Annotated in this window: 9 protein-coding genes and 1 pseudogene; 6 read left to right on the forward strand and 4 right to left on the reverse strand. The window is 71.7% G+C overall.

Going from position 1 to position 12,715, the window contains the following annotated elements:
• Positions 1-561, reverse strand: a 561-nt coding sequence (locus C1I97_RS18595) for an HAD family hydrolase (protein ID WP_111004338.1), incomplete at its 3' end; no start/stop codon positions are given.
• A gap of 141 nt (positions 562-702) precedes the next feature.
• The gene (gene metH / locus C1I97_RS18600) at positions 703-4,215 is read right to left on the reverse strand and encodes a methionine synthase (RefSeq protein WP_111004339.1); all 3,513 of its coding nucleotides are present in this window, start codon (positions 4,213-4,215) and stop codon (positions 703-705) included.
• Positions 4,216-4,534: 319 nt separating this feature from the next.
• Between metH and C1I97_RS18605 the strand changes: the two genes are divergently transcribed.
• The 6 genes from C1I97_RS18605 (at position 4,535) to C1I97_RS18630 (ending at position 11,197) form a co-directional block, all read left to right on the forward strand.
• Positions 4,535-5,299: an IclR family transcriptional regulator gene (locus C1I97_RS18605; protein ID WP_111004340.1), complete on the forward strand. Its 765-nt coding sequence runs from the start codon at positions 4,535-4,537 to the stop codon at positions 5,297-5,299.
• Between the two features lie 332 nt (positions 5,300-5,631).
• Entirely contained in the window at positions 5,632-6,426 is a 795-nt protein-coding gene (locus tag C1I97_RS18610) for an MIP/aquaporin family protein (RefSeq protein ID WP_111004341.1), read from the forward strand.
• A 112-nt stretch (positions 6,427-6,538) separates the two neighbouring features.
• On the forward strand, positions 6,539-8,098 hold the full coding sequence (gene glpK, locus C1I97_RS18615; protein ID WP_111004342.1) for a glycerol kinase GlpK: 1,560 nt from the start codon (positions 6,539-6,541) through the stop codon (positions 8,096-8,098).
• A gap of 29 nt (positions 8,099-8,127) precedes the next feature.
• Complete coding sequence (locus C1I97_RS18620; protein ID WP_111004343.1) at positions 8,128-9,744, forward strand: glycerol-3-phosphate dehydrogenase/oxidase; 1,617 nt, start codon at positions 8,128-8,130, stop codon at positions 9,742-9,744.
• 10 nt (positions 9,745-9,754) lie between these two features.
• Complete coding sequence (locus C1I97_RS18625) at positions 9,755-10,057, forward strand: hypothetical protein (protein ID WP_111004344.1); 303 nt, start codon at positions 9,755-9,757, stop codon at positions 10,055-10,057.
• Positions 10,058-10,189: 132 nt separating this feature from the next.
• Entirely contained in the window at positions 10,190-11,197 is a 1,008-nt protein-coding gene (locus tag C1I97_RS18630; protein ID WP_111004345.1) for a PAC2 family protein, read from the forward strand.
• 60 nt (positions 11,198-11,257) lie between these two features.
• On the opposite strand, the gene mshC is transcribed toward C1I97_RS18630, so the two are convergent.
• Both mshC and C1I97_RS41560 read right to left on the reverse strand, forming a co-directional pair.
• Positions 11,258-12,487, reverse strand: coding sequence for a cysteine--1-D-myo-inosityl 2-amino-2-deoxy-alpha-D-glucopyranoside ligase (gene mshC, locus C1I97_RS18635; RefSeq protein ID WP_111004346.1), 1,230 nt, complete (start codon positions 12,485-12,487; stop codon positions 11,258-11,260).
• Between the two features lie 131 nt (positions 12,488-12,618).
• A pseudogene (locus C1I97_RS41560) lies at positions 12,619-12,715 on the reverse strand (SCO1664 family protein); the annotation flags it as partial.

Raw genomic sequence — 12,715 nt, forward strand, 5'->3', positions numbered from 1 at the left:
GGCCGGGTCCACGCCCAGTCCGACGGCGGCCAGCAGGTAGGGGTCGGGGTGGGGCTTGGTGCGGGAGACCTCGTCGCCGGCCACGGACAGGTCGAAGTGCTGAGGGCCGAGGGAGGTCAGGACGCGGTCGATGATGCGGCGGTGGGAGGCCGAGACCAGGGCGGTGGGGATCCGGTGCTCGGACAGCTCGGCCAGCAGCCGTGCGGCGCCCGGCATCAGCGGCAGCGCGCCGTCGATTCGGTCCTCGAAGGCCTCGTTCAGCAGTGGGGTGATCTCGGCGAGGGTGACGGCGGCGCCGGTGGCCTCGATCAGGAAGCCGGCACTGCGGGTCATGGGGCCGCCGACCACGACGTGTCTCCAGGACTCGTCGAGCGCGTGTCCGAGTTCCGCGAAGACCTCCACTTCGACGTCCCACCAGAAGCCCTCGGTGTCCACCAGGGTGCCGTCCATGTCGAGGAGCACCGCCTGCAGGGCCGGCCCTTCGGCCGTGGGGGCCTTTGCTGCCCGGGCGGAGCCGAGAGCCGGGGAAAGGGTGCCGCGCGCGGGGACTGTACTGGTCATCCGGCGTACCTCCTTGAGGGACGACCAGGCCGGTTCCCCACGGGGAACCGGCCTGCAGTGGACCGACCAGTTTACGACGCCCCCGGGCAAAACGCGTCGCGGGCAGGCGTGTGCCCGGCCGGACGGAGCGGGGCGGAGGGGTCAGCGGGCGTTGAAGTACTTGGCTTCCGGGTGGTGGATCACGATGGCGTCGGTGGACTGTTCGGGGTGGAGCTGGAACTCCTCCGACAGGTGGACGCCGATGCGTTCGGGCTTCAGGAGGTGGGCGATCTTGGCACGGTCCTCCAGGTCGGGGCAGGCGCCGTAACCGAGGGAGAAGCGGGCGCCGCGGTACTTCAGCTCGAACATGCCCTGGATCTCGTCCGGGTCCTCGCCCGCGAAGCCCAGTTCGGCGCGCACGCGTGCGTGCCAGTACTCGGCCAGGGCCTCGGCCAGCTGTACGGACAGGCCGTGCAGTTCCAGGTAGTCGCGGTAGGAGTCGGCCGCGAAGAGACGGGCGGTCTCCTCGCCGATCCTCGAGCCGACGGTGACCACCTGGAAGCCCACCACGTCCGTCTCCCCCGACTCCTCCGGGCGGAAGAAGTCCGCCAGGCACAGCCGGCGCCCGCGGCGCTGGCGCGGGAAGGTGAAGCGGGTGCGCTCGTTGCCCTGCTCGTCCAGGACGATCAGGTCGTCGTCCTTGGAGACACAGGGGAAGTAGCCGTGGACCACCGCGGCCTCGAGCAGGTTCTCCGTCTGCAGGCGGTCCAGCAGGCCGCGCAGCCGGGGACGGCCCTCGGTCTCGACCAGTTCCTCGTACGTCGGCCCGTCGCCGGTGCGGGCCTGCTTCAGCCCCCACTGGCCCTTGAACAGGGCGCCCTCGTCCAGCCAGGAGGCGTACTCCTTGAGCTGGATGCCCCTGACCACCCGGCTGCCCCAGAACGGCGGGGTGGGGACCGGGTTGTCCGTGGCGACGTCGGAGCGGACGTGCCCCTCCTGCGGGCGCTCCTCGATCTCCACCGTCGCCGCCCGCACCCGGCGCTGCCTGAGTTCCGGCAGCTTCGCTCCCGGCACGCCCCGCTTGACCCCGATCAGCGCGTCCATCAGGCGCAGGCCCTCGAACGCGTCGCGGGCGTAGCGGACCTCGCCGTCGTACAGCTCGTGCAGGTCCTGCTCGACGTAGGCGCGGGTGAGGGCCGCGCCGCCCAGGATCACCGGATAGGTCGCCGCCAGGCCGCGGGTGTTGAGCTCCTCCAGGTTCTCCTTCATGACCACCGTGGACTTCACCAGCAGCCCGGACATGCCGATCACGTCCGCCCGGTGCTCCTCGGCAGCCTCCAGGATCGCCGAGACCGGCTGCTTGATGCCCAGGTTGACCACGTTGTAGCCGTTGTTGGACAGGATGATGTCGACGAGGTTCTTGCCGATGTCGTGCACGTCCCCGCGCACGGTGGCCAGCACGATCGTGCCCTTGCCCGCCTCGTCGGTCTTCTCCATGTACGGCTCGAGGTGGGCGACGGCCGTCTTCATCACCTCGGCGGACTGCAGCACGAACGGCAGCTGCATCTGCCCGGAGCCGAACAGCTCACCGACCACCTTCATGCCGTCCAGCAGGGTGTCGTTGACGATGTCCAGGGCCTTACGGGTCTCAAGGGCCTCGTCCAGGTCCTGCTCCAGGCCGTTGCGCTCGCCGTCGATGATCCGCCGCTTCAGCCGCTCCTCCAGCGGCAGCGCGGCCAGCTCCTCCGCCTTGCCCGCCTTCAGCGACTTCGCGGTGGCGCCCTCGAACAGCTGCATGAGCTTCTGCAGCGGGTCGTAGCCCTCGGACCTGCGGTCGTGGATCAGGTCCAGGGCCGTTCGCACCTGCTCCTCGTCGAAGCGGGCGATCGGCAGGATCTTGGAGGCGTGCACGATCGCCGAGTCCAGGCCCGCCTTGACGCACTCGTCCAGGAAGACGGAGTTCAGCAGGATCCGGGCGGCCGGGTTCAGGCCGAAGGAGATGTTGGACAGGCCGAGGGTGGTCTGCACCTTCGGGTGCCGCCGCTTCAGCTCGCGGATGCCCTCGATGGTCGCGATGCCGTCCCCCCGGGACTCCTCCTGACCGGTGCAGATGGTGAAGGTCAGGCAGTCGACGAGGATGTCCTCCTCGCGGATGCCCCAGTTGCCGGTCAGGTCGGCGATCAGCCGCTCGGCGACCTCCACCTTCCTCTCGGCGGTACGGGCCTGGCCCTCCTCGTCGATGGTCAGCGCGATCAGCGCCGCCCCGTGCTCCTTCGCCAGCGCGGTGACCCGCGCGAAGCGGGACTCGGGTCCGTCGCCGTCCTCGTAGTTCACCGAGTTGATCACCGCACGGCCGCCCAGCTTCTCCAGGCCGGCCCGGATGACCTCGACCTCGGTGGAGTCCAGCACGATCGGCAGCGTCGAGGCCGTGGCGAAGCGTCCGGCCAGCTCCCGCATGTCCGCGACGCCGTCCCGGCCGACGTAGTCCACGCACAGGTCGAGCATGTGCGCGCCCTCGCGGATCTGCTCCCGCGCCATCTCCACGCAGTCGTCCCAGCGGCCCTCCAGCATGGCCGCGCGGAACTTCTTCGACCCGTTGGCGTTCGTCCGCTCGCCGATCGCCAGGTAGGAGGTGTCCTGGCGGAACGGGACGGTCTGGTAGAGGGAGGCCGCACCCGGTTCCGGGCGTGGGCTGCGCTCCACCGGCGTCAGGTCCCGCACCCGCTCCACCACCTGGCGCAGGTGCTCCGGCGTCGTGCCGCAGCAGCCGCCGATGAGGGACAGGCCGTAGTCGCGGACGAAGTGCTCCTGCGCGTCCGCCAGCTCGGGCGCGGTCAGCGGGTAGTGCGCGCCGTCCTTGGTGAGTACGGGGAGGCCGGCGTTGGGCATGCAGGAGAGCGGGACGCGCGCGTGCCGGGACAGGTGGCGCAGGTGCTCGCTCATCTCGGCCGGGCCGGTGGCGCAGTTCAGGCCGATCATGTCGATGCCCAGCGGCTCCAGCGCGGTGAGCGCCGCGCCGATCTCCGAGCCCAGCAGCATCGTGCCGGTCGTCTCCACCGTCACCGACACGATCAGCGGGACGTCGTGGCCGGCCGTCTCCATCGCACGGCGGGCGGCGATGACGGCGGCCTTGGTCTGCAGCAGGTCCTGCGTGGTCTCCACGATCAGCGCGTCCGCGCCGCCCGCGAGCAGGCCCTCGGCGTTCTGCTGGTAGGCGTCGCGGATGGCGGTGAACGTGGTGTGCCCGAGGGTGGGCAGCTTGGTACCGGGGCCCATCGAGCCCAGCACCCAGCGGGGCCGGCCGTCCCGGCTCGTGAACCCGTCCGCCGCCTCGCGGGCGATGCGGGCGCCCGCCTCGGACAGTTCGGTGACGCGCTCGGCGACGTCGTACTCGCCCAGGGCGGTGAGGTTGGCGCCGAAGGTGTTGGTCTCCACGCAGTCCACGCCCACGGCGAAGTAGGCCTCGTGGACCGACCGGACGATGTCCGGCCGGGTGAGGTTCAGGATCTCGTTGCAGCCCTCGAGGTCCTGGAAGTCCTCGAGTGTCGGCTCCTGGGCCTGGAGCATGGTGCCCATCGCTCCGTCGGCGACCACCACACGGGTGGCGAGCGCCTCGCGGAGGGCGGACGCACGGGTCCGGCTGTCGGCGGAAGGGGTCAGCGGCAACGAGGCCATGAAGGGGCTCCCTCTGTGTGCGACGGCTGTCGGCTTCGCGTCCTCCCCGGGGGGCGGGGCACACGGTTCCGGGGAACCGTGCGCACAGCTTCCCGAGGGGGCGCACGCCGCCAGGGTAGCCGGGACCGGACCCCGACGAGCGGGACGTCCAGCAGGCGGACGAGGATGGCCGACGGGTCATCCCGGGGGCCGGGTCGTGCAACAGGTGCCGACCGACCATTGGCGGTGAGTCGGCATGGACCGGTAGTGTTCGGCATTGCCGAACGGGCGGCGCGAGAGTCGTCCGCCGACGGTCGAAGGGGACGGAGGCAGGACGGCGATGGCACGGAACATCCAGTCGCTCGAAAGGGCGGCCGCGATGCTGCGGTTGCTGGCGGGCGGCGAACGGCGGCTGGGCCTGTCGGACATCGCCGCCTCACTGGGTCTCGCCAAGGGCACCGCCCACGGCATCCTGCGCACCCTCCAGCACGAGGGCTTCGTCGAACAGGACGAGGCCTCCGGGCGCTACCAGCTGGGCGCGGAACTGCTGCGCCTGGGCACCACCTACCTCGACGTGCACGAACTGCGGGCGCGCGCCCTGGTCTGGACGGACGACCTGGCCCGCTCCAGCGGGGAGAGCGTCTACCTGGGAGTGCTGCACCACCACGGCGTGCTGATCGTGCACCACGTCTTCCGCCCGGACGACAGCCGGCAGGTGCTGGAGATCGGCGCGATGCAGCCGCTGCACTCCACGGCCCTGGGCAAGGTGCTCTCGGCCTACGACCCCGTCGCGCACAGCGAGGCGGTCGAGACCGACCGCAAGGCGTTCACGGACCGCACCGTGTGCGACCTGGACGGCTTCGAGCGCATCCTCGACGTCACGCGCGCGCGTGGCTACGCCGCCGACGTGGAGGAGACCTGGGAGGGCGTCGCCTCCATCGCCGCGCCCATCCACGACCGGCGGCGGATGCCGGTCGGCGCGGTCGGCATCACCGGCGCCGTGGAGCGGGTGTGCCCGGAGGGCGGGCTGCGCCACGAGCTCATCGCGGCGGTACGGGACTGCGCCCGCGCGGTCTCGCGGGACCTGGGCGCCGGGCGGTTCTGAGCGCCGGGCGGTTCTGAGCGCCGTACGGCCCCGCGCCGGGCCGCACACCACAGGCCGGTACGTCACCGACGTACCGGCCTTCCGCGTGTCCACGCCGGGTCGACCGCCGGCGATCAGTAACGATCGCGCTTTCGACAGCAGAACTCTTGACGCCCACCTGACAGCGAGGTGAGACTCCCGTCCATCGGTCGGCATTGTCGAACACCTTCCGGCAATACGCGTTAGGGTGTGACAAAGCCAGGGCCGGCATCGCTCTCACCCCTCGAGGGCGCTGGACCCCCGGTGGGACCCGGGGGTCCGGCTACCCCGGACGAAGGACAAAGGAGTCGCGGGTGTCCAGCTCCGACATCTTCATCGGCGAGACCATCGGTACCGCCGTACTCATCCTGCTCGGCGGCGGAGTCTGCGCCGCCGTGACCCTGAAGGCCTCCAAGGCCCGCAACGCCGGCTGGCTCGCCATCGCCTTCGGGTGGGGCTTCGCCGTGATGACGGCGGTGTACATCTCGGGCCCGGTCTCCGGTGCCCACCTCAACCCGGCCGTGACGGTCGCCCTCGCCATCAAGAACGGCGACTGGGCGAACGTTCCGGTCTATGTCGCCGGCCAGATGCTCGGCGCCATGATCGGCGCGGCTCTGGTCTGGGTCGCCTACTACGGTCAGTTCCAGGCCCACCTCGCCGACCGGGAGATCGTCGGCGGCCCGGGTGCCCAGGCCACCGCCGTCAAGGCGGTCGAGGCGCAGGAGAAGGGCGCCGGCCCGGTCCTCGGCATCTTCTCCACCGGTCCCGAGATACGGAACGCGGTGCAGAACCTCGCCACCGAGATCGTCGGCACGGTCGTGCTGATCCTCGCGGTCCTCACCCAGGGCCTGAACGACAAGGGCAACGGCCTCGGGGTCCTCGGTGGCCTGATCACCGCACTCGTCGTCGTCTCCATCGGCCTGTCCCTCGGCGGCCCCACGGGCTACGCGATCAACCCCGCCCGTGATCTCGGCCCCCGTATCGTCCACGCCCTGCTGCCCCTGCCCAACAAGGGCGGCTCCGACTGGAGCTACGCCTGGATCCCCGTGGTCGGCCCGCTCGTCGGCGGCGCCGTCGGGGCAGGCCTCTACAACGTCGCCTTCGCCTGATGAGCACCGCGCTCCAAGCCCTCGCGCTCCAAGCCCTCGCACACCGAGCACCGCGCCGCACCGCACGCGCCGTAACCACCGCCCCACCGACCACGGACCCCAGGAGCACACAGTGACCGACGCCCACACCGCCGGCCTCGCATCCCACGGCCAAGGGCCGTTCATCGCGGCCATCGACCAGGGCACCACCTCGAGCCGCTGCATCGTCTTCGACCGGGACGGCCGGATCGTCTCCGTCGACCAGAAGGAGCACGAGCAGATCTTCCCCAGGCCGGGCTGGGTCGAGCACGACGCCACCGAGATCTGGACCAACGTCCAGGAGGTCGTCGCCGGAGCCATCGAGAAGGCCGGCATCACCCGCGACGACATCAAGGCCATCGGCATCACCAACCAGCGCGAGACCACCGTGCTGTGGGACAGGAACACCGGTGAGCCCGTCCACCACGCCATCGTTTGGCAGGACACCCGCACCGACGCCCTGTGCAAGGAGCTCGGCCGCAACGTCGGCCAGGACCGCTTCCGCCGCGAGACCGGCCTTCCCCTCGCCTCCTACTTCGCCGGCCCCAAGGCCCGCTGGCTGCTCGACAACGTCGAGGGCCTGCGCGAGCGCGCCCAGGCTGGCGACCTGCTCTTCGGCACCATGGACACCTGGGTCATCTGGAACCTGACCGGCGGCACGGACGGCGGCAGGCACGTCACCGACGTGACCAACGCCTCCCGCACCCTTCTGATGAACCTGCACACCATGGAGTGGGACGAGAGAATCTGCGAGTCGATCGGCGTCCCGCGGCAGATCCTGCCCGAGATCCGCTCCTCCGCCGAGGTCTACGGCGAGATCAGGGGCGGCAAGCTGGGCGACCTGCTCGGCGGCATCCCGGTCGCCTCCGCGCTCGGCGACCAGCAGGCGGCCCTGTTCGGCCAGACCTGCTTCTCCGAGGGCGAGACCAAGTCGACGTACGGCACCGGCACCTTCATGGTGATGAACACCGGTGACAAGATCATCAACTCCTACAGCGGGCTGCTGACCACCGTCGGCTACCGGATCGGCGACGACAAGCCGGTCTACGCCCTGGAGGGCTCGATCGCCGTCACCGGCTCCCTGGTGCAGTGGATGCGCGACCAGATGGGCCTGATCTCCACCGCCGCCGAGATCGAGACGCTCGCGCTCTCGGTCGAGGACAACGGCGGCGCCTACTTCGTGCCGGCCTTCTCCGGCCTGTTCGCCCCGTACTGGCGCTCCGACGCCCGCGGTGTGATCGCCGGCCTGACCCGGTACGTCACCAAGGCGCACCTCGCGCGCGCCGTCCTGGAGGCCACCGCCTGGCAGACGCGGGAGATCGCGGACGCCATGACCAAGGACTCCGGGGTGGAGCTCACCGCCCTCAAGGTCGACGGCGGCATGACCTCCAACAACCTGCTGATGCAGATGCTCTCGGACTTCCTGGACGCCCCCGTGGTGCGCCCGATGGTCGCCGAGACCACCTGCCTCGGCGCCGCCTACGCCGCCGGCCTCGCCGTCGGCTTCTGGAACAGCACCGACGACCTGCGCGCCAACTGGCGCCGGGCCGCCGAGTGGACCCCCCGCATGGACGCGGACACCCGCGACCGTGAGTACAAGAACTGGCTCAAGGCCGTCGAGCGGGCCATGGGCTGGATCGCCGACGAGAGCTGACGAAAGCCGACGAGGAGCAAGAACCCGCAATGACCAGTCAGTCCACCCTGCAGTCCGTGCCTGCCCTGGGGACCCGCCCGGCCTCCGGCTCCAACCCGAGCCGTGCCGAGACCCGGGAGCAGCTCTCGAAGGCGACGTACGACCTCCTCGTGATCGGCGGCGGCATCCTGGGCATCTCCACCGCCTGGCACGCCGCGCAGTCCGGCCTCAGGGTGGCGCTGGTCGACGCCGGCGACTTCGCCGGCGCCACCTCCTCCGCCTCCTCCAAGCTGCTCCACGGCGGCCTGCGCTACCTGCAGACCGGCGCGGTCAAGCTGGTGGCGGAGAACCACTTCGAGCGCCGTGCGGTCTCCCGCCAGGTGGCCCCCCACCTGGCGAACCCGCTCACCTTCTACCTCCCCGTGTACAAGGGCGGGCCGCACGGCGCGGCGAAGCTCGGAGCGGGCGTGTTCGCCTACTCCGCGCTGTCCGCCTTCGGCGACGGCGTGGGCCACCTGCTCAGCCCGGCGAAGGCCGCGCGGGACGTGCCCGAGCTGCGCACCGAGAACCTCAGGGCGGTGGCCGTCTACGGCGACGACCAGATGAACGACGCGCGCATGGCGCTGATGACGGTCCGCGCGGCCGTCGAGTCGGGCGCGGTCGTCCTCAACCACGCCGAGGTGACCGGCCTGCGCTTCACCCGGGGCCGGGTCACCGGCGCCGAGCTGAGGGACCGGCTGTCCGGCGACGAGTTCGGCGTGGACGCCCGTCTGGTGCTCAACGCGACCGGCCCGTGGGTGAACCACCTGCGCAGGATGGAGGACCCGAACGCGGCGCCGTCCATCCGCCTGTCCAAGGGCGCCCACCTGGTGCTGAAGCGCACCTCCCCGTGGCGGGCCGCGCTGGCCACCCCGATCGACAAGTACCGCATCACCTTCGCCCTCCCCTGGGAGGACATGCTGCTGCTCGGCACCACCGACGAGGAGTACGAGGGCGACCCGGCGGACGTCGCGGTGAACGACAAGGACGTCACGCAGATACTCGACGAGGCCGCGTTCTCGATCCGCGACCGGCAGCTCGACCGCGATCTGATCACGTACGCCTTCGCCGGGCTGCGGGTGCTGCCGGGCGGGCCCGGCGACACCGCCAAGGCGAAGCGCGAGACGGTGGTCACCGAGGGCAGGGGCGGCATGCTGTCCGTCGCGGGCGGCAAGTGGACCACCTTCCGGCACATCGGCCGTACGGTGATGAGGAAGCTCCAGACGCTGCCGGGCGCCCCGCTGGGCGAGGACTTCGAGCCGGTCTCCTCGCTGCCGAGGAAGCTGCCGCTGCCGGGCATCGCCAACCCGCGGGCGGTCGCCCACCGGCTGCTGGTGGACCGTCCGGCGCCCGGCCCGCGCATGGCCGCCGACACCGCCCGGCACCTGGCCACGCACTACGGTTCGCTGGCCTTCGACATCGCCCGGCTGGCGAACGAGCACCCGGAGCTGGGCGAGCGGATCCACCCGGACGCCCCGGAGATCTGGGCCCAGGTCGTCTGGGCCCGCGACCACGAGTGGGCCGAGACGCCGGAGGACGTGCTGCGCCGGCGTACGACGCTGACCATCCGCGGTCTGGCCACGGACGAGGTCCGGGCGAAGGTGCGGGACCTGCTCGGGAGGAAGTGAACGCCGGGCTGTGCCTGTCGGGGCACTGGCGGCCGGCCCCCACCGCACGGGGGACCGGCCACACAAGGAGAACGAACTCGCCGCTGGACCGGGCCTGTCGCGCCACTCCCCGCGGGAGGCACTGGGTTTCGCCGTCGCCTTCCACCGCGGCGACACGGTGCCGAAGTTCCCGGCGGTGCGCCGCGTCCTGGAGCCGGCCGCGGCCGCGATGGCGGCCACGCGCATCGGCGAGCAGCAACCGGACGCGCTCGGCCGCACCCTGCGCGAGCACCGCGCGGTCCTCGGGGCGCTCCGCTCTCCGGCCCGGCGGTGATCTCCGGGTGTTCGATCACGGGGAACGGGGCAGTCATCCGTTCACTCCCCCGTGCAAGGGGGCTGCGAGCGCCCCCGCCGCACGCCGTAAGGTTGGTGGGTCAGGCGAGGGCACGTCGGAAGGAGGCGCTGGGTGATCGAGCTCGAGGGGGTTCCCGAGCTGATCGACCCGGTCATGGTGGCCGCGTTCGAGGGCTGGAACGATGCCGGTGACGCCGCCTCCACCGCGGTCGCGCATCTGGACAGGGAGTGGAAGGGCGAGGTGTTCGCGGCGCTGGACGCCGAGGACTACTACGACTTCCAGGTGAACCGCCCCACGGTGTTCGTGGACGGCGGCGTACGCAAGATCACCTGGCCGACGACGCGGCTGTCGGTGGTCCGGGTCGGCGGGGAGAAGCCGCGCGACCTGGTGCTGGTCCGCGGCATCGAACCGTCCATGCGCTGGCGCTCGTTCTGCAACGAGCTGCTCGGCTTCGCGCACGAGCTGGGCGTGGAACTGGTGGTCATCCTGGGCGCGCTGCTCGGCGACACCCCGCACACGCGTCCGGTGCCGGTCAGCGGGACCACGTCGGATACGGACCTGGCCCGCCGGATGGACCTGGAGGAGAGCAAGTACGAGGGGCCGACGGGCATCGTGGGCGTGCTGCAGGAGGCCTGCACGCACGCCGGCGTCCCGGCGGTCTCGCTGTGGGCGGCGGTGCCGCACTACGTCTCGCAGCCGCCGAACCCCAAGGCCACGCTGGCCCTGCTCAACCGGCTGGAGGACCTGCTCGACCTGCGCATTCCGCTGGGTGAGCTGCCGGAGGACGCGCGGGCCTGGCAGGTGGGCGTGGACCAGCTGGCCGCCGAGGACAGCGAGGTCGCGGAGTACGTGCAGACGCTGGAGGAGGCCCGGGACACCGCGGAGCTGCCGGAGGCGTCGGGCGAGGCGATCGCCCGCGAGTTCGAGCGGTATCTGCGGCGCCGGGACGGCGGCGGCCCGTCGTCGGGCGGGCACGCCACAGCGGACGGCGGCGAGGGCGGCTCGTACCAGCGGGAGGGGCCCGGGGGCCGTACGCGGTCCTCGAAGCCTCCGAAGCCGGAGGCCGGCGAGACGAACGAGACAGGCAAGACGGACGGCGAGGACTCTCCGGAGGAGTGAACGGTTCAGGGGCGGTGCGCGGAACGCGCACCGCCCCTGATGCCGTGTCGGGCGTCCGTCTCAGAGAGCCACGCCCAGCAGGGCGTCCACGGCGCGCGAGACGAGGCCGGGGGCGCCGGTGTCCTCGCCGCCCCGCTCCTGCTGGCGGGCCGCCCAGCGGTCGACCGCGGCGAGGGAGGCGGGGGCGTTCAGGTCGTCGGCGAGGGCGTCGCGGATCTCCTCGACCAGCGCGTCGGCGGGCGGGCCGTCGGGCCGGGAGACGGCCGAGCGCCAGCGGCCGAGGCGTGCCACGGCGTCCTGGAGGACCTGGTCGGTCCACTCCCAGTCGGAGCGGTAGTGGTGGGCCAGGAGCGCGAGCCGGATCGCGGCCGGGTCCACGCCGTCGCGCCGCAGCCGCGAGACGAAGACCAGGTTGCCCTTGGACTTGGACATCTTCTCGCCGTCGAGGGCGACCATGCCGGCGTGCACGTAGGCCTTGGCCATCGGGAACTCGCCGGTGAGCACCTGGGCGTGCGAGGCGCCCATCTCGTGGTGCGGGAAGGCGAGGTCGGAGCCGCCGCCCTGGACGTCGAAGCCCATGCCGAGGTGGTCCAGGGCGATCGCCACGCACTCGATGTGCCAGCCGGGCCGGCCGCGGCCGAGGGAGCCACCGTCCCAGCTGGGCTCTCCGTCCCGGGCTGCCAGCCACAGGACCGGGTCGAGCGGGTTCTTCTTGCCGGGGCGGTCGGGGTCGCCGCCGCGCTCGGCGGACAGCAGGCGCATCGCCTCGGCGTCCAGGTGGGAGACCCCGCCGAAGTGGGGGTCGGACTCGACGGAGAAGTACACGTCCTCGTCGAGTTCGTACGCCGCGCCCAGGTCCCGCAGCCGCTCGACCAGCGGGACGATGCCGGGTATCGCCTCCACGGCGCCGATGTAGTGCCGGGGCGGCAGCATCCTCAGGGCGGTCATGTCCTCGCGGAACAGGGTCGTCTCCCGCTCGGCCAGCTCCACCCAGTCGACGTCGTCGCGCTGGGCCCGCTCCAGCAGCGGATCGTCGACGTCGGTCACGTTCTGGACGTAGTGGACCTGCCGCTTGGTGTCGAGCCACACGCGCTGCACGAGGTCGAACGCGTTGTAGGTCGCCGCGTGACCCATGTGGGTCGCGTCGTACGGCGTGATGCCGCAGACGTAGATACGGGCGACGGGACCGGGCTGGAGGGTGACCGGACCTCCGGTCGCGGTGTCGTGGATCCTCAGGTCGCGGCCCTGACCGGGCAGGGCGGGGACCTCGGAAGCGGGCCAGGCATGCATGTCATGAGCCTAACCGGACCGCGGTCCCGTATACGAACCGGACCGGGCCGGATGACCGGGGAGGCGCTCTTGCGTGATCGCGCCGGGTGTGCTGACGCCGGCCGGGACGGGCCCCGGCCGGGTCCGCGGGGCTACACCGGCGGCCAGGGGATCGCCGGCCAGTCCCCCGTGGGTTCCGGGTGGGTGGCGGAGGTGAGGAGGGCGGTCACGCGCGCACGTGTGGCACGG

The organism is Streptomyces sp. NTH33, from assembly GCF_003236365.1.
Lineage (GTDB): Bacteria > Actinomycetota > Actinomycetes > Streptomycetales > Streptomycetaceae > Streptomyces.

Excerpts from the sequence above, each read along its gene's own strand:
- metH (WP_111004339.1), bottom strand. The coding sequence starts at position 4,215 with ATGGCCTCGTTGCCGCTGACCCCTTCCGCCGACAGCCGGACCCGTGCG.
- C1I97_RS18605 (WP_111004340.1), top strand. The coding sequence starts at position 4,535 with ATGGCACGGAACATCCAGTCGCTCGAAAGGGCGGCCGCGATGCTGCGG.
- C1I97_RS18620 (WP_111004343.1), top strand. The coding sequence starts at position 8,128 with ATGACCAGTCAGTCCACCCTGCAGTCCGTGCCTGCCCTGGGGACCCGC.
- mshC (WP_111004346.1), bottom strand. The coding sequence starts at position 12,487 with ATGCATGCCTGGCCCGCTTCCGAGGTCCCCGCCCTGCCCGGTCAGGGC.